Here is an 18,707-nt window from a genome sequence, read left to right as displayed (position 1 = left end):
GGATTCTGACTTCTCAGCCTTAGTTTTAATATTCACCTATTAAAAATATACAAGCCTATATGAGTACGGTTAATGCTTATGCTGCTTTCGGTCCCGGAGAAGAGTTAAAGGAATTTCAATATGAACTGGGGCCAATAGCTTCAGATAATGTTGATATAGAAGTTGAATACTGCGGAATTTGCCACAGCGATTTGAGTATGCTCAACAATGATTGGAGATTTACCCAATACCCGCTGGTGCCCGGTCATGAAATTGTGGGTAAGGTAATCGCTAAAGGTCCGGAAGTAAAACATCTGGAGATTGGACAAAGGGTTGGAGTAGGCTGGATTGCAAATACCTGTATGACTTGTGATCAATGTGTAGGAGGAGATCATAATCTTTGTTCCAGTTCTTTAGGAGTAATAACAGGGAGACATGGAGGTTTTGCGGATAAAGTTCGTGTACAGGGCATGTGGGCCTTTCCCATTCCGGAAGATTTAGATGCTTCTATGGTAGGTCCCTTATTTTGTGGGGGAATAACCGTTTTTAATCCCATTCTCCAAAATAATATCAGTCCCCTTGATCGAGTAGGAGTGATTGGAATAGGTGGCCTGGGACATATGGCACTAGCTTTCTTAAAAGCCTGGGGCTGCGAGGTGACTGCATTTTCTACCAGTCCTGAAAAGGAAGAAGAAGCCCGGACTTTGGGAGCACATAATTTTGTTTCTACCCATGATGCCGATGCCCTAAAGAAAATCAGAGGAAGTCTGGATATGGTCCTTAATACGGTCAATGTACCCCTGGATTGGAATTCCTATCTGGGAACTCTCAGGCCGAAAGGAGTATTTCACATGGTTGGGGTAGCTCCTGAGCTTACAGCTCGTATTGGACTTCTTATGGGTAAACAAAGATCCATTTCTGCATCTCCAACAGGAAGTCCTGCTTCTATCAGAAACATGCTGGATTTCGCGGCTCGTCATCAGATTCATCCCATGGTAGAGAAGTTTAAGATGAAAGATGTAAATGAAGCAATGGAACATTTGAGAAACGGAAAACCTCGATTTAGAATAGTACTTGAGGCCTAAAACATAACCCTACTAGCTATGAAAAACTACCACCATTTTTTAATGCTGGCAATAAGCCTATCTCTGCTTCTTGCTTGTGCCGGCCCGGCATCAACTTCCCGGGGAAGTCAAGCAGCTCAAAGCTTTGCCTTTGAGGAATATACCATTGATCAGGTCCAGGAAGGCTTTGATAAAGGAGACTTTAGTGTGCAGGATTTGGTTCAGGCTTATCTGGATCGAATTGCAGCCATTGATAAGGATGGACCGATGATAAACTCAGTGATTGAGACCAATCCTGATGCGATAGCAATAGCCAAAGAATTGGATACTGAACTAAAGGAGGGCAAAAAAAGAGGCCCCTTACATGGGATTCCTGTTCTGCTTAAAGATAATATAGATACCCACGATAAAATGAGTACAACTGCAGGATCGAGGGCGCTCATGGGCTCAAAGCCTTTGCAGGATAGTTACATAGCCGCTAAGCTCAGAGAAGCTGGTGCAGTTATTCTTGGGAAAGCCAATCTTTCCGAATGGGCAAACTTCAGAGGCAATATGTCTTCCAGCGGTTGGAGTGGAGTAGGGGGACAAACAAAAAATCCTTATTTCCTGGATAGAAACCCTTGTGGTTCAAGTGCGGGTTCAGGTGCTTCTGTATCCGCCAATCTATGCATGTTTGCTATAGGGACAGAAACCAATGGTTCTATTGTTTGCCCCAGTACTTCCAATGGAATCGTTGGGATCAAACCTACTGTGGGCCTCCTTAGTCGATCAGGAATCGTTCCGATCTCATTTACCCAGGATACGCCCGGACCTATGGCAAGGACTGTTAGAGATGCAGCTATCGCTCTTGGGACCATGGTGGGAATCGATCCAGCAGACAGTAAAACGGCTGCAAGTGAAAATAAATCCTATACGGACTATTCGACTTTTCTTAAGGCAGATGGATTAACGGGAAAAAGAATAGGCTTGTTTAAAAGACCTCTTGGGAGAAATTTTAAAGTCGATGCCTTGATGGATGAAACTATAGAGTATCTCAAAAGTCAGGGAGTAGAAATCATTGAAATTGATCAAATCGCTAATAGCAATGTGGGGAGAGAAAGTTTTGATGTCTTATTATATGAATTTAAAGATGGCCTGAATAAGTACTTTGCTTCATTGGGAGAAAATGCACCCATCAAAACCATTGATGATTTAATCGAGTTCAATGAAAAGGATTCCATAGAACTCAGGTATTACGATCAGGACCTGGTGATAAAGGCAGCTGAGAAGGGAGATCTTTCTGATGAAACCTACATAGAAGCTGTAGCTTCCATGCAAAAGGCCTATCAGGAAAATGGGATAGACCGGGTAATGGAAGAGCATGAGCTAGATGCGATCATTGCTCCTACAGGTGGGCCAGCCTGGAAGACCGATTGGATCAATGGAGATTCTTTTGGTTTGGGAAGTTCTACGCCTGCAGCTCGAGCCGGTTATCCCAATATTACGGTTCCTATGGGAGATATTGATGGTTTGCCAGTTGGCTTATCTTTCTTTGGGCAGGCCTGGACAGAGCCTCTGTTGATAGAGATTGCGTATGCCTTTGAGCAGGGAACTCAGAAAAGAATTGTTCCTCAGTTTAAGGAGCAATAGATCCCTATCGAGATGAACTTTATTTACTGACATACAGCAATGCTGTCATTACGAGCCGCTATCATCGGCGAAGTAATCCCCTTGAAAATGAATAATATTTGGATACAAGGGGATTACTTCACTACGTTCGCAATGACAGTCTTCTGAGGCTTTTCTTTGTGAAATTTTTTCCCCTCAGCTACTCAATCCTCAAAAGGATTCTGCCACCATTCAAGATCAAGCTCTTTGGCCAGTCTTTGTTTTCTATTGCTGAATTTATGGAAGAAATTATAGCCGCAGAGTTCCTCCAATTCGGAAACGGCCAGGACATGATTCCAGAGTTGGCTGGCTTTGGTAGCTTTGTTTGGGAAAAGGAAGGCGATACCTCTTATGTGCTTGGGACTGTAAATGACTTTGTAAAAGGTTCGGGGAATAGGAATCCCATTGATCCTTGAAAGTCGATCTCCATATAGTGGACCTGTTACAACGAACATCCTTCCCCTTTCCTGCACCCAATCCTGTACCTGATTCTCAAGTGAACGCCAGGCTTGTCTATTGAGTTGGGGATGCTGCAAGGCTATATTGCTCATCAGGAAAGTTTCCCGATTGGTTTTCTTGCTGAAGTCGATGGCCGAACTCGGGGCCAGGTGGCCTTTGTCATAGCCAGAATTCGTAAAATCTGAGGGCTTTACTCTATGTTCTTCCGGGATAGCCTGATCTTCTTCAAAATCGCCATCTCTTTCCCAGTCGATATTTTTTGAGGCCCTGGAGATGATATAAGAAACCCAAAGGGGAGCTTTGTATCGATAGCTATATCCCAGGGAATACCCATTTCGATTGAGTTCTTTATCAGTTTTGGTAATGTCACCCAGGCGATCATAATTTCGCTTGGTAAAAATCCAGGTATATACTTTATGTCGATAAGGCCAAAGGTATGTACTCCAAAGCCAGTGGAGAAAAATCCCGGACAGGAAGGCAGCGACTGTATATAGATTGAGGAATTCTGGCAAGTTCTTCATGGCCTCGAATTTACGGAAATTCGATTAAGATGAAAGCTTGGAGAAGCTGAAATAATTATTTCTCAGGATCGACTTTCTGCTCAAATAAATCTGTAAGCATTTGATACTGTTGATTGGCTCTATGATTTTGTATGTGAACGAAGAGGGAGCCCCCTTCTCGGGCCATTCTTCCATCCAATTTTTCTTTATCTCCCAGGACCAAGATGTTTTCCTCCTTGATTTCCAGCTTTTTTGCAAAAGCAAAAATTCCTCCCGGATGTGGCTTTAAGGAATTTATGTCTGCATCCGTTGCATCGGATTGACAGTCGGGTTGAATGTTCAAGCACTCGAGTTTCTTCCCGATCTGCAAATCAGAGTGAATGCCGAAAGGAATAGCTTTGGCTTTAAGGACATCGAGGAAGGAATACAAATTGGGAAAAGCTAAGTCTGCGAGCTGTTTGGCGGGTAGCTCATACATCCATTTTTCAATAATGGACTCCAAGTTTTTCAGGGAAAGGTCAAACCTCCTTTGCAGCCATCTGTATTGCGTAATTTTCAAATCCGGCACATAAGCTCCTGCAGCATCCTTCCGATCCTTCCTGAAATAGTAAACAATCAGAATCTCCTTCCACTTCCAGGGCTTTGTGAGAAGATGGAACAGAATCTTCTTTCTCATGATCTTCTGCATGGCTTTCAGATCATATAAAGTTCCATCCAAATCGAATAAAATCGCTTGTACTTTCTCTATGTCCAGTTGAGATATTTGCATAAAAAAAGGCAGAAGAAAACTTCTGCCATGTTAATCACGATTACAATAAAACCCTAATAATCTACTTCTCAATTATTAGCTTTTTTGTGCTTATTCCGGTGGCTGTTTTGATTTGATAGATGTACACCCCTTCTTCCAGTTCTCCTAAATCAAATTTCCTAAGGTGGGTTCCAGCTTCCATTTTTTCATTCACCAGAGATTTTATCGTATTTCCCTGGCTATCGAGCAGATTTATTTGGACAGAGCCAGCTTCTTTCAAATCGAACTTCAAACTATTGGGAGCGGAAGTAGGATTAGGGAAAACACTCAGTTCGGAAGCTGCTTCTTCGAAAGGAAGATCGGCCTCAGGACTATGTAGGAGAAAGGCTACTGGATTCCGAAGAGAAGAAATATTTCCCATTCCGCCACGTCCTGGTCTGAATCCACTTCTTCCTTTTCCAGAATGTCCCCCTCTTTTCATTCTTTCTTTACCCGGACTTGTGCCCATTTTATTCCAATCTCCTCTATCTCTTCTGCCTTCTGGCATATGCTTAGCCTTTATATCTCTCATTTCCTTCCTCCACACTTCTATCTTGGGTTTGAGTTCATCCAATAGGCTGTTGATCTCATCTTCATGCGCATCAACGATGGCCCATGCCTCTGTATGCAAATGTCTTTGTTGCTTTCGAAGTTCTCTGGAAGTTGCCATCTGCTCTTCGCTCATCTCGCCTCTGCCTGCTCCGGATTCTCTCAACTCCATTCTGAATTTCCTGGAAGCTATTTTCTGAGCTTTTGTTTTTTCTCTCAAACTAGCGATTTCCTTCTGTTCAGAATTGCTTAGGTAGCTATCCAATTTATTTCTTTGGGCGGTAATTACCGGCTTGATGTTATTGTCTGAATAGGATTTCAATTCCTTTTTGAGCGTTTGCATTTCTGCTTTTTGCTCAGGATTCATTTCTTTTTTGTGTTGAGCACTGAGGTTTCCGGTGAGGAGCAGCAGGCTCAGAATGATGAGGCTATTTAGAATATTTACTTTCATTGTTTAATAAGTATTTGTTGTTGAAATGGCCTCGCGAGTCATTTGCCCATTTGACAAGCTTTGTACTTTGTTTATTCCCGGGCATAAAAAAAAGCTCTACCGATTGGTAGAGCTTTCGTGCATTGTATGCTTTTGTATTTAATCTTCCCAACTGGTGGAAAGGCTTGTTTCAGTATCATCGGCTTCAACCTCTTCTGTGGCTGCCTCCTCCTCAACTTCTGCAGCAGCTGCTGCAACTTCTTCTTCTACGGGTGTTACTGTTTCTGAATCAGAGGAGCCGCTTTCGCCTTCTCCCATTTCAGAATCCCATTCTCTTTTGCGGTCGAACTCATCGTAGTCGTAATCAGGAAGTAATTCCGTCTTTACGTGATCTACGGTTTTGTTTAAGGAAGCGAGGAATTTGTTAAAATCTTCCTTATAAAGGAAAATTTTGTGCTTGTCATACCCTCTTCCATTAAAACGACGCTTGCTTTCTGTGATCGTGATGTAATAATCATTGGAGCGCGTCGATCTTACATCGAAAAAATAGGTTCTCTTTCCTGCCCTTATCTTTTCCGAGTACACTTCATCTCTCCCTTGCATAGCTTCTTTTATTATCCTAGTTTTTTATGTTTCTAGCCAAAAATATGAATTTATGTAGAACCTCCCAAAAAACTTTTTCGGATAGGAGGCCTAATTATTGTTTTCTATCTTTTTTGGCTTGATTCCGGCCTCTTTGAGCTTCGCTTCTTCGGCCTTTTTGAGTTCTCGTTGTTTCTTTAAGAATTCTTTGTGGGCTTTTTTGCTCAATCGGTCAACTTTCTCTCCATTTTCTCCAGATCTCACAAATTTTTTCCCATCCACTGTATAACTGTCAATCGCATCATTGCGGTCTGACTGTATTCTATCTCTGTTATCCCTTACCTCTGCAATGGCTTTTCTATGTTGCTTACTGATATATTTCTCTGCTAAGCGAACATCCCTATGCCATTCAAAGATGCCTTTTCGTTTATAGAAATAAAGGCCATCCAGAGAACCATCAGAACCCAGTTCCCATACCTCCTTCATTTCTGCTTTCTTTCCTTTTGGAGTTCCCAGGTGATCATAGACGATCATATTGGCTTTTTTAACCGGACCTACTTTCACCCAATTATAATTGAGGCTAAAAGGAGAATATTCAGAATAATTGAAAATCGCCCGGAATTTGGGAATGGCACTGAAGTAAAAAACATCTGCCCCGAATATTACCCGGTTTTTATCTTCCGGATCAAAGGACATGACTTCAACCATTTTATAATTGCTGCGGTTGTCATTTCCATTCCAGCCTAGCAAAACATAGAAGTCTTTTTTAACCTTCTTTTGCTTACCTCCTTTGCTCAATTGTCTGTCGTAATATTTCAACTTCAGATTAGGAATTTTATCTCCATTTTGAGGCTTGTAGTAAAGAGCTCCCAGCCAATTTCCATTGTCCAGAACCATATTTTCTACTCCTTGAGGTATTCGATTCATTTCCAGTAAAGGAATAACTACATATTCTGTATTTCCTGCTTCCTGGTATTTGCGCTGAACAAAGCCAAAGAAGTAGTGGAACTGTTCACCATAATATTCACGGTAATTTTTGTCCACGATAAACCAGGTGAATATGCGGAAAGCATCATCTTCTGATTTCAGGATGGATATGGTTTTTAACTTTTTGAATTCGTAATTGTAGCTATCCGATCTTTGAAGTGTTTTCCTTAAAAGGGTAGCAAATTTCTTATTCTGCTTGATTTTATAGGAAAGGGAATCGTGTAAAAGGATATCTTCTGCCAGGGTGGCGAGTTCTGTTTCTATGTCTTCCAGGGACTGTTCAGCAAACGTGGGATTCAGGATGCCGAAGCATAATCCTAAACAAATAATTAACTGAAAAAATTTCATACAATTGGTTCTTGGGTATACAAGTGCAAATTTACACATCTACTCTTTAAACGGAATTAAGCTACACCTATTTTACAACACAGCTAAAAAATACCCTTAAGTTTTTGAGTAAGATGATAACAAAAACGGGGAATCCTTGGCTAAGTCTCCTATTTATGCAAATACTTTGTCGCTACTGAGCAAATAATTATATTAAAGTTCCATTCCCCAAACACACAATAAAAGCCTCGAACTATGAAATACACGATCCTATCCCTCATTTTTTGTCTGTATTCTTACAATCTAATTTCCCAGAATTACGGCAACGACTGGATCAATCCGAATCAAACCTATATCAAAATTGAAACTGCAGAAAGAGGGATTTATCGCATAGATATGGAGGAGTTTCAAGCTGTCGGTATTGATATAAGCAGTATTCCCGCAGATAATTTCCATTTATATTTCAGAGGAGAGGAACAGAAAATATTCCTTTATCAAAATAGCAATGGAGAAGTACAAGGAGTAGAATTTTTTGCAGATCGCCTCGATGGAAAAGATGATGCAGGTTTATACCGGGATGCTTCGCAGGGAAGGAAAGATCCTGGCCTTCAGCCGCATCCGGAATTCAGCCTCTTTTCAGATAGCTCCGTATTTTATCTGACTTGGGATCAGCAAGCTTCCTCTTCTAGATATCAGACCTATTTCAATGATGCCTATGGCGCCTTTATTGCAGAACCACATTTCAGGTATGAGTCGCTCATTCTTTTCGATCCTGCTAAATCTGAAACGAGCTTAGTATTAGGAGGAGGAGGGCCCTATGAGCCATTTTATACCTTGAACCCTTTATATGGGATAGGGGAAGGATATCTAGGACCCGCATATGGAACCGGGACTCCATTATCTCTAAATTTCGATACACCTTCTGCCCGAAGCGATACGCCTGCAGTAGCAGTTGATTTTCGGATTTTTGGGGGATCCCGAACCCGGCACCATGTAAATGCTGCTATAAACGGAGATACTGCTAATCCCTTTTTGGATACAACGATCAATATTTCCTCCATTTATCAAAAATCATATAGTCGAAAACTCTCAGCTTCTACACTCATAGGTCCTCAAACGAAGCTGGAATTAAGAGCACTGCTTTTTTCGGGAGACCTAAATCATTTGTCAAGAGCATCTTTGACTTATAACAGATTGCCGAATCTTGCGGGAGCGTCTCATATGAAGATTTCTGCCTGGGAAAAGAATGCAGATGCCTATTTTCAATTCGAAGACTTGGATGGCAGGGATACCGTATTTGTATATGATCTGTCAACTGGTATTCGGAATGTAGGCCTTATTTCTCAGGATACCGGGCAGGTGATTGTTAAAGGCTTTCCGGAGAAAAGAGATTTATATATAGCGAGTGATAGATCAATCAATACAGCTACAATTTCTGTAGCTCAATTTCAGAATCTATCCGATGTCTCCCAGGGAGAAGAATTAGTCATCATTACTCATAGAGATCTCCAGCAATCAGCCGAATCCTATCAAAGTTATCGGGAAAACAATCCGATCAATTCCTTGTCCACTCAAATTGTTTATGTAGATAATATTTATGATGAGTTTGGGTATGGTACTCCAAGTCCTCTGGCAATTCAGAGGTTTTGCAATTATGCCTTAGATAATTGGCAATTGGCTCCTGAGTATATATTGCTGTGGGGAAATGCTAAAAATGAGATTAGAGACCAGGCAGAAAATTTACTTCCTTCTTATGGGAATCCGGTCAGTGATTACATTTTTGTGAGTAAACTGGAGGCTCCGGACAGGGATTCTGTCATTCCTCAAATTCCTATCGGCAGGGTCAATATTCGTAACAATCAGGACGGGATGAACTACCTGAATAAGGTAATTGAATACGAGCAGGCGGCTGATAGTTCATGGATTCATAAGGCAGTTTTTCTGGGAGGAGGAGCAAGTGCGGGAGAACAATCAGCTATTCGTGCTTCTTTAGAAAATTTCAGAAATATCTTTGACAGCGGAAATGCTTTGCGCAGCAATAATTTCTGCCTGATTGATAGCAGTGCAGATCCCAATCAACTTTGTTATGATGAAATCGATAATGGCGTGGGCCTGATTCATTTCTTCGGACATTCAACGGCTAATATCCAGGACATTGAAATCGGCGAAGCAACAGACTATCAAAACTATGGTCGATATCCTGTTATGATAGCGATGGGATGTAATGGCGCCGATTTTAGCAGAGACTGGAGTTTTGGAGAAAGGTGGATGGTTGAACCCAATCGAGGGGCAATTGCTTATTTAGGTACCTCAGCCAGTGCTTATCTGAATCCTTTAAGAGATTTAGGCAAGTTTTTGTATCGGGAGCTTTATGCTGCCAATCATACAAGATTGGGAACGGCTATCAATACAGCGATCAAAACTTCCATGGATTCTCTCCGTGGAATTCAATATGTCAATCATGCCCTGCAGTTCAATCTTCAGGGAGACCCCAGTTTGCTTTGGATTCCGGCTTCAGGAAACAATACTTCAGTAGATGAGGAATTGGCAGCACTTGGACTCAAGCTTTTTCCAAATCCGGCAAAGGATCAACTTAGCCTTAATTATGAGTTGGAAGAATATGCAGATGTACAGATTCGATTGCTGGATATGCAGGGCAGAGCTTTATTCCTTTCTCAAGGAAAAAATGCTCCCGGACCACATACTATTACTTTTGATCTGCGGGATAAAAAGCTTGTAGAGGGGATCTACTTTATTCAGTTTCAAATTGAGGGAAAAAGCCTAAGCCAAAAGCTGATGATTAGAAACTAAATCAGGACTTCATTCTTCCTTTAGAGAAAATTCGGATTCCCGAATCCTTACCTTTTCGGGCTTGAATCTGCTCTTCTGCCGGAAGGTGGATGAACTCCTGGCATTCATCTGAACAGCAGCCTTCATTTTCCCTGGCGCATTCCTCGCATTGGATAAAGAGTAAGTTGCAAGTCACGTTCTTGCAATTGACATGGCTGTCACAAGGTTTGCCGCATTGATGACAACTGGCAATGACCTCATCGGAGATTCTTTCGCCCAAACGCTCATCAAATACGAAATTCTTTCCGCGGAATTTATTTTCCAGGCCTTTCTCCTTTACATCATGGGCATATTTGATAATGCCTCCGTCCAGTTGGTAAACTTTTTCGAAGCCTTTATGCTTAAAATACGCACTGGCTTTCTCGCATCGTATCCCGCCTGTGCAATACATGACGATATGCTTTTCTCTATGCTCATCCAGGATATCCTCTACGATGGGTAAAGAATCTCTGAAAGTATCTACATCCGGCAAAATGGCTCCTTTAAAATGCCCAACCTCCGATTCATAGTGATTTCTCATATCTACAATCACCGTATCATCCTGGCTGGTCAGCTGATTGAATTCTTCTGCATTGAGGTGTTTCCCTCCATTGCCTGCATCGAAACTACTGTCATCCAGGCCATCCGCTACGATTTTGGGTCGTACTTTGATCTTTAGCTTAAAGAAAGATTTGCCATCGTCCTCAACCGCAATATTTAGTCTTAAGCCTTCAAAACCCTGTATCCCGTATAAATGTGTCTTGAAAGCTTCGAAATTTTCAGAAGGCAAGCTAATCTGAGCATTGATTCCTTCATAGGCTACATAAACACGGCCTTTAACTCCTAATTCATCCCATACCTTAAACAGATCATCTCTAAATTTATGAGGATCTTCAATCTTGCGGTATCTATAAAAGGATAAGGTTGTCCTTTCTTCGGTACTATTGAGCATTTCTGCTTTCAATTCCTCTCCGTTCCTTTTATTATATAGTGCCATTCCTGCTTTCTGTAAATCTGTTTTTTTCGAAAAATGAAATTACTATCTTCGCGCTACGTTCATAATATCTGAACATAGTTATCTAAAGTAATGCGACACCGCCTTCTGCTCTTTCGTTCTTCCGTCTTGCTATTAGCATGCTTGCTGATTTATTCATGCAAGATGGATTCCCCCCAACATGCTGCATCTTCTACTTTAACCGAGGACAAAATTACAAATCATTCTTCAAAAACACTCTTTGGATATACAATTGATTCCATGGAGGTCATTCGGGCAAAATTTGTCAAGAATGAAAGTTTGGGAGAAGTGCTTAACCGTTTTAATGTTCCTCATTCTTATATAGCCGCCATTGGCCAGGTTCCCCGAGAGGATTTTGATGTGAGGCGGCTGCAAGCCAATAAGCCTTATACAGTCATCAGACCTAAGGATACCAGCAAAACTCCCCTCTGTTTTGTGTATGAACCCAATGCCATAGATTATACGGTATTGGAATTCTCTGATTCCCTTTCTATTTCACATGGGCAAAGGCCTGTGGATACCCTGGAGAGGAGCCTGAGTGGGACGATCAGTAGTTCTCTGTATAATGCGATTTTAGAAGCTGGAGGAACTCCTGCTTTGGTAAGTAAACTGGCTGATGTATATGCCTGGGAGATTGACTTCTTTGGTTTACAGGCCGGAGATTGCTTTAAGGTATTATATACTACCTATGAAGTAGATGGCCAGCAGGCAGGATTTGGTGAGATCAAAGCGGCTTCTTTTTATCATTTAGGAAAAAACCGACATGCTTTCGCCTATAATCAGGGGGATGGCAGAGAATATTTTGATTTGTACGGAAATAGCTTGAGAAAGACCTTCTTGAAGGCTCCTTTACAGTTTTCCCGAATTAGCTCCCGTTTTTCACATAGCAGGCTGCATCCTGTATTGAAAATTCGCCGCCCTCATCATGGGGTAGATTATGCGGCACCCAGAGGAACACCTGTCCTGGCAGTGGGAAGTGGAGTGGTATTAAAAGCCGCGTATAGTGGAGGTGCTGGAAAAATGGTTAAGATCCGCCACAACAGCAATTACACAACTGCATATTTACATTTGTACCGCTACGGAAAAGATATACGCGCTGGAACTAAAGTAGAGCAGGGACAAATCATTGGCTATGTAGGAAGTACGGGTCTTTCAACAGGGCCTCACCTGGATTTTCGTTTTTACAAGAATGGCGTTCCGGTTGACCCGCTCAAAGTAGATCCTCCTTCCTCCAATCCGGTCAAAGATGAATACTGCACGGCTTTTATGGCATATAGAGATAAAATGCTGGCCAGGCTGGATGCAATTCAGGAGGATGCAGGCTTGAAATTGTTGGTAGATAAGACATCTGCAGAAGCGCCTTTAGGGACGGAATAGCAAGGAATTTTCATTTCCCTGTGACCTTGGGGCTTCTTGTCCATCATAATTGTGATTTTTGGCACTTTAATTATATCTTGAGCCGAAGACGATATTGTTTAACACACAAATTTTAGAAAGAATTATGAGCTTACAGGCTAAATACAATGATGTACTCAAACTAGGCGAAGAGCTTGGTGTTAAAGACGGTGATGTACAAGAGGTTGATGGAAAACTGAAGATCAAAGGTACAGCTGCTACACAAATGGATAAGGATGCGCTTTGGGATAAGATCAAGAAAATCGGAGGAGACGCTCCTGCTGATCTTGAAGCTGACATCGCAGTAGAAAACACAGAGATCTACGGAAAGTATACCGTTAAAGGTGGTGATTCTTTGAGCAAAATTGCCAAAGCCATCTACGGTGATCCGATGAAATACAATGACATCTTCCAGGCGAATACGCATATCCTGAAAGATCCTAACTTGATTCATCCAGGACAGGAATTGATTATTCCGAATCCTTAAGGAAATAAATGATTAGAGAAAGCCCGGATCAATTTTGATTCGGGCTTTCTCTTTTTGTGTTTTCTTTTGTGGGGATTCAAACTTTTTTTAGAAAAAAGTTTGGCAAAAAATCGCAGAGCCCAAAGCCAGCCGCAATGCCGCCCCTTCTCCCGATGGGCTCTGCAGGGCCAACCCGCTTAGGTAATGGGTATGGAAGGGAAGGTGCAGGATGATAAAGGTATTCCTTACACCTATACGCTAACATACTAACACGCTAACACCTCTTCCTATGCTGGACCGCAAGATTTGGTGGTCGGGGCGGATTGCGGGGCTGCTTTAAAATCTTGCCAGTTTTTGCCTACTTTTTGCTGTCAAAAAGTAGGAAAGACAAGCAATTAACCAGAATTCAAAACAGATAAAAGGAGAAATAACCGAATCGAAAACAAAAACCTTCAAAAAATATAACAAAGCTGTTTTGCAATCGTAGAAAATATCTATATTTGCATCCTAATCGGGCCTATAGCTCAGTTGGTTAGAGCACCTGACTCATAATCAGGTGGTCCCTGGTTCGAGTCCGGGTGGGCCCACCTTCTACAAATCGGTTTATGCACTATGCATAAACCGATTTTTCTTTTCCCCACCTACGGTTTTCCGTATATCAAAATATTTCGCTATTCTGTTATTTAGTATGAAATAACAGAAGCCCATGCCTAAGAATACGCCTAGTCCAGTTGTTTTTCTCACATTTGCCAATGACTCCAAAGGAGCCTTCCTCGAAGCCCTCAAACCCGAACAAAACGGCATCAATTCCAAACTAGCCAGCTTTCAAAAAGAAGGAGGTATCGTCCACAATGCCGGATCAGGCATCGATGAGATCATGGAAGGACTCAATGCATTTAAAGGACAAATCTCCATTTTCCATTTTTCGGGCCATTCAGACGGAGAAAGCCTTCAATTAGAAGGCAGTGATAAGGAGATGTTACAAGGGAATGATTTGATTTCGATTCTGAAAGAAGAAGTCCAGTCAGCACCTAAACTAAAATTGGTCTTTCTGAACGCTTGCAATTCCGATGGAATCTTGGAAGCACTGAAAGCAATCAAAGTTCCTGCAGTTATCCTAACGGATGAAGCTATTCCTGATAGACAAGCTAAACAGTTTTCCATAGCGCTGTATCGCTCCCTGGCTTCAGGCAATACCCTGGAGACGGCCTTCAACCAGGCAAAGACGGTCATTTCTACTAAGGATACAAAATCCCAGGTATTTAGGAAGATTGATCTGGCTTATCTTAAGAAAGGGAAAAAAAAGGAAGGGATTCCCTGGGGCTTACACATACAAGACGAAAAGGTCTTGAGGTGGAAAATTATGGGTAAGGATCCTTTGGCCGATTTGCCAGATGTTCCCCAAAAGTATTATCTCAAACTTCCCAAAGAACCCTTCATCAACCTCAGGCATTTTAAAAAAGAACATGCAGGGATCTTCTTTGGCCGAGGGCAGGAAATCGCAGAGCTATACCAAAAGATCGAAGGTGAACATCCCATCATTCTTTTTCACGGACAGACGGGCGTAGGAAAATCTTCGCTTCTGGAAGCAGGCCTTTTACCCAGACTGGAGGAAGAATACCAACTCCAGTATGTTAGAAGAGCTGAAGAGGGAGCTATAGAATCCTTACAAGCTATTTTTAAACTCGAAACTGCAGAGGGAATTTATGATGCCTGGATCAAGCATGAAAAAGATCAGGGCAAAGCCTTGATCATAATTTTAGATCAATTGGAAGAGACCTTTACCAAAAAGAATCTTCCGAAAGCTCAGGCCGAACTCAATGAACTCTTCAGAATCCTTGCTGAATGCTTCGATGGAGAGACTGAAAAACCTAAGGGGAAAATCATTCTTTCCTATAGAAAAGAATATCATCCCGAGATAGAGGAATTGGCCTATGAGTTCAATCTGACTTTTACCGAGCTATTCTTGAAAAGACTTTCCCGGGCAGGTATCGTAGAGGCCATAGAAGGCATCACGGAAAATAGCTTTACTCAGGAAAAGTACGGCTTACAAATTCTGGATACTGCTGAGGGAGACTTAGGCGGAATTATAGCAGATGATCTCCTGGAAGATGCAGAAAGTGCGCTGGCTCCTGCCCTCCAGATATTGCTCAGTCGTATGTGGAAGGAAGCAAAAAATGCAGAATTCTCAATCGCCTTATACCAGGATTTAAAAAAAGAAGGCTATCTCCTGCAAGATTTCTTCCATCAACAGATGGAAACCCTCGAGACCAAAAATCCAGAAGCTGTACAATCGGGCCTTGCTCTGGATGTGCTCTATGCCTATACAACTAAACTCGGAACAGCGACTAGCCATGAAGACCATAAGCTCAAAGAGACATACCCTCATCTGGGAAATAAAATGGATGCTTTGCTGAAAGAATTGGAAAACCTCTACTTATTGACCGATAAAGTAAAGTCCCGTAGAAGCTTGAGTCATGACACTCTTGCACCCATCATCCAAAAAGAACATAAAGATTCGGATAAACCCGGTCAAAGAGCCTACAGGATTTTGGAAAGTAAAATGCTCAATTCCACTGAGGAAACAGGTATCCTGGATGAGGAAGATTTGTCTACCGTAGAAGCAGGCAAAACAGGCATGAGGGCATGGATGAAGGAGGAAGAGCGCTTAATTACAGATAGCCAAACAGCCCGAGAAAAAAGAAAAAAACGAAATCGAATCATTCTGGGTTTAGGCATTGCTGCTATTATTGTCATTTTATCCATTTCAGGAGTAGCCGCTTTTCTAGGAGTAGATGGGATAGAGAGAGGGAAGGATGGAGCCTCGGCACTTCTAGCGGCAAATTCAAAAGATCAGAGATCTATCAACTCTACCAGATCTTTAAGATTGGCTGAGGCGGCCTACGCCGCTGATAGTCTGAGTCCTGATCCTAAAGTGGTGACAAACCTGTTTTCAGCCTATTATCAACCGCTCTTGCACAAGAAAAAGTTTGCAGAGGTAAACTTTATTCATGCGGAGCCTGTCCAAGGGGCGGTCTTCAGCCAGGGGGAAGATAAGGTACTGAGCTGGTCATATGATGGCTCTGTCAAGCTCTGGGATGTCTCGGGCAAAGAGCTGGCTGCTACGGAGCATGAGAGTAGAGTCCAAGGGGCGGTCTTTAGCCAGGGGGAAGATAAGATCCTCAGCTGGTCCAGGGATCGTTTTGAAGGTAAGAAGGGCTCTATCAAGCTCTGGGATGTCTCGGGCAAAGAGCTGGCTACTATGGAGCATGAGAGTTATGTCCAAGGGGCTGTCTTTAGCCAGGGGGAAGATAAGATCCTCAGCTGGTCAGATGATGGCACTGTCAAGCTCTGGGATGTCTCGGGCAAAGAGCTGGCTGCTATGGAGCATGAGAGTGATGTCCAAGGGGCTGTATTTAGCCAGGGGGAAGATAAGATCCTCAGCTGGTCAGATGATGGCACTGTCAAGCTCTGGGGTGTATCGGGCAAAGAGCTGGCTGCTATGGAGCATGAGAGTGATGTCCAAGGGGCTGTCTTTAGCCAGGGAGAAGATAAGATCCTCAGCTGGTCAGATGATGGCTCTGTCAAGCTCTGGGATGTCTTGGGCAAAGAGCTGGCTGCTATGGAGCATGAGAACAGTGTCCTAGGGGCTGTCTTTAGCCAGGGGGAAGATAAGATCCTCAGCTGGTCATATGATGGCTCTGTCAAGCTCTGGGATGTCTCGGGCAAAGAGCTGGCTGCTATGGAGCATGAGAGGAGTGTCCTAGGGGCTGTCTTTAGCCAGGGGGAAGATAAGATCCTCAGCTGGTCATATGATGGCTCTGTCAAGCTCTGGGATGTCTTGGGCAAAGAATTGGCCGCTATGGAGCATGAGAGCATTGTCCAAGGGGCGGTCTTCAGCCAGGGGGAAGATAAGATCCTCAGCTGGTCATCTGATGGCTCTGTCAAGCTCTGGGATGTCTCGGGCAAAGAGCTGGCTGCTATGGAGCATGAGAGGAGTGTCCTAGGGGCTGTCTTTAGCCAGGGGGAAGATAAGATCCTCAGCTGGTCAATTGATGGCTCTGTTAAGCTCTGGGATGTCTTGGGCAAAGAGCTGGCTGCTATGGAGCATGAGAGTTATGTCGATGGCGCTGTCTTTAGCCAGGGGGAAGATAAGATCCTCAGCTGGTCATCTGATGGCTCTGTCAAGCTCTGGGATGTCTCGGGCAAAGAACTGGCTACTATGGAGCATGAGAACATTGTCCAAGGGGCTGTCTTTAACCAGGGGGAAGATAAGATCCTCAGTTGGTCTGGGAAGGGGTTTGGAAGCAAGGGCTCTGTCAAGCTCTGGGATGTCTCGGGCAAAGAGCTGGCTGCTATGGAGCATGAGAGTGATGTCCTAGGGGCTGTCTTTAGCCAGGGGGAAGATAAGATCCTCAGCTGGTCATTTGATGGCTCTGTCAAGCTCTGGGATGTCTCGGGCAAAGAATTGGCTGCTATGGAGCATGAGAACAGTGTCCAAGGGGCTGTCTTTAGCCAGGGGGAAGATAAGATCCTCAGCTGGTCATCTGATGGCTCTGTCAAGCTCTGGGATGTCTTGGGCAAAGAGCTGGCTGCTATGGAGCATGAGAGGAGTGTCCTAGGGGCTGTCTTTAGCCAGGGGGAAGATAAGATCCTCAGCTGGTCAGAAAATGGCTCTGTCAAGCTCTGGGATGTCTCGGGCAAAGAGCTGGCTGCAATGGAGCATGAGAGACTTGTCCTTAGGGCGGTCTTTAGCCAAGGGGAAGATAAGATCCTCAGCTGGTCTTCTGATGGCTCAGTCAAACTCTGGGATGTCTCGGGCAAAGAGCTGGCTGCTATGGAGCATGAGAGGAGTGTCCGAGGGGCGGTCTTTAGCCAGGGGGAAGATAAGATCCTCAGCTGGTCAGAGGATGGCTCTGTTAAGCTCTGGGATGTCTTGGGCAAAGAATTGGCTGCTATGGAGCATGAGAGTTATGTCGATGGCGCTGTCTTTAGCCAGGGGGAAGATAAGATCCTCAGCTGGTCATTTGATGGCTCTGTTAAGCTCTGGGATGTCTTGGGCAAAGAGCTGGCTGCTATGGAGCATGAGAGCATTGTCCTAGGGGCTATCTTTAACCAGGGGGAAGATAAGATCCTCAGCTGGTCAGAGGATGGCTCTGTCAAGCTCTGGGATGTCTCGGGCAAAGAGCTGGCCACTATGGAGCATGAGAGGAGTGTCCTAGGGGAGGCTGTCTTTAGCCAGGGGGAAGATAAGATCCTCAGCTGGTCAGAAAATGGCTCTGTCAAGCTCTGGGATGTCTCGGGCAAAGAGCTGGCCACTATGGAGCATGAGAGTTATATCTACGGCGCTGTCTTTAGCCAGGGGGAAGATAAGATCCTCAGCTGGTCAGAGGATGGGAAGATTAGAATTTGGCTGACACCTGAAGCATTATTTAAGTACCTCAGAACTGTACCCATAGCTCCTCTTTCGGATCAGGAAAAAGAGGAATATGGCATTCCTAAAGCCTATCGAAAAGGCTACTAAAAAGGAAACCTGGATGCATTTATTTGCACTATTAAATATTTGGAATCATCAATCTCTGCATAACACATGCATGATCGTTCTTTGCTTTGCAGGCACGCCTGCAACACGAAATGATATTATTCACTTGTAAGTATCTGTATTTCAAAAGCTTATAAAAAGTGTTCTAT

Annotated in this window: 12 protein-coding genes and 1 tRNA gene; 7 read left to right on the top strand and 6 right to left on the bottom strand. The window is 43.3% G+C overall.

Going from position 1 to position 18,707, the window contains the following annotated elements; all coding sequences use genetic code 11:
* Nucleotides 1-59: 59 nt before the first annotated feature.
* Nucleotides 60-1,064, top strand: coding sequence for an NAD(P)-dependent alcohol dehydrogenase (locus tag R8P61_11930; protein ID MDW3647767.1), 1,005 nt, complete (start codon nucleotides 60-62; stop codon nucleotides 1,062-1,064).
* A gap of 18 nt (nucleotides 1,065-1,082) precedes the next feature.
* The gene (locus tag R8P61_11925; GenBank protein ID MDW3647766.1) at nucleotides 1,083-2,672 is read left to right on the top strand and encodes an amidase; all 1,590 of its coding nucleotides are present in this window, start codon (nucleotides 1,083-1,085) and stop codon (nucleotides 2,670-2,672) included.
* Nucleotides 2,673-2,854: 182 nt separating this feature from the next.
* On the opposite strand, the gene R8P61_11920 is transcribed toward R8P61_11925, so the two are convergent.
* The 5 genes from R8P61_11920 to R8P61_11900 all read right to left on the bottom strand — a co-directional run bounded on the left by R8P61_11920 (nucleotide 2,855) and on the right by R8P61_11900 (nucleotide 7,332).
* Entirely contained in the window at nucleotides 2,855-3,670 is an 816-nt protein-coding gene (locus R8P61_11920; GenBank protein ID MDW3647765.1) for a DNA/RNA non-specific endonuclease, read from the bottom strand.
* 55 nt (nucleotides 3,671-3,725) lie between these two features.
* Complete coding sequence (locus R8P61_11915; GenBank protein ID MDW3647764.1) at nucleotides 3,726-4,418, bottom strand: HAD family hydrolase; 693 nt, start codon at nucleotides 4,416-4,418, stop codon at nucleotides 3,726-3,728.
* Between the two features lie 61 nt (nucleotides 4,419-4,479).
* Entirely contained in the window at nucleotides 4,480-5,436 is a 957-nt protein-coding gene (locus R8P61_11910; GenBank protein MDW3647763.1) for a T9SS type A sorting domain-containing protein, read from the bottom strand.
* Nucleotides 5,437-5,574: 138 nt separating this feature from the next.
* A complete protein-coding gene (locus tag R8P61_11905) occupies nucleotides 5,575-6,018 on the bottom strand; it encodes a DUF3276 family protein (GenBank protein MDW3647762.1) in 444 nt (147 codons plus the stop codon).
* Nucleotides 6,019-6,108: 90 nt separating this feature from the next.
* Nucleotides 6,109-7,332, bottom strand: coding sequence for a hypothetical protein (locus R8P61_11900; protein ID MDW3647761.1), 1,224 nt, complete (start codon nucleotides 7,330-7,332; stop codon nucleotides 6,109-6,111).
* A gap of 234 nt (nucleotides 7,333-7,566) precedes the next feature.
* On the opposite strand from R8P61_11900, the gene R8P61_11895 reads away from it, so the two are divergent.
* Complete coding sequence (locus R8P61_11895; protein MDW3647760.1) at nucleotides 7,567-10,122, top strand: C25 family cysteine peptidase; 2,556 nt, start codon at nucleotides 7,567-7,569, stop codon at nucleotides 10,120-10,122.
* Nucleotide 10,123: 1 nt separating this feature from the next.
* Here the strand turns inward: R8P61_11895 and R8P61_11890 are convergent, their stop codons facing one another.
* Nucleotides 10,124-11,137, bottom strand: a complete 1,014-nt coding sequence (locus R8P61_11890) for a rhodanese-related sulfurtransferase (protein ID MDW3647759.1) — start codon at nucleotides 11,135-11,137, stop codon at nucleotides 10,124-10,126.
* Between the two features lie 162 nt (nucleotides 11,138-11,299).
* Between R8P61_11890 and R8P61_11885 the strand changes: the two genes are divergently transcribed.
* From R8P61_11885 to R8P61_11870, 4 genes are all read left to right on the top strand, one after another.
* On the top strand, nucleotides 11,300-12,532 hold the full coding sequence (locus R8P61_11885; GenBank protein MDW3647758.1) for a peptidoglycan DD-metalloendopeptidase family protein: 1,233 nt from the start codon (nucleotides 11,300-11,302) through the stop codon (nucleotides 12,530-12,532).
* A gap of 124 nt (nucleotides 12,533-12,656) precedes the next feature.
* Nucleotides 12,657-13,037, top strand: coding sequence for a LysM peptidoglycan-binding domain-containing protein (locus R8P61_11880; protein MDW3647757.1), 381 nt, complete (start codon nucleotides 12,657-12,659; stop codon nucleotides 13,035-13,037).
* 492 nt (nucleotides 13,038-13,529) lie between these two features.
* Nucleotides 13,530-13,603: transfer RNA gene (locus R8P61_11875), tRNA-Ile, on the top strand.
* Nucleotides 13,604-13,722: 119 nt separating this feature from the next.
* A complete protein-coding gene (locus R8P61_11870; protein ID MDW3647756.1) occupies nucleotides 13,723-18,540 on the top strand; it encodes a CHAT domain-containing protein in 4,818 nt (1,605 codons plus the stop codon).
* Nucleotides 18,541-18,707: the final 167 nt, after the last annotated feature.

The sequence above is a fragment of the Bacteroidia bacterium genome (assembly GCA_033391075.1).
Lineage (GTDB): Bacteria > Bacteroidota > Bacteroidia > J057 > J057 > JAWPMV01.
This window is presented reverse-complemented; position numbering and strand designations above follow the sequence as displayed.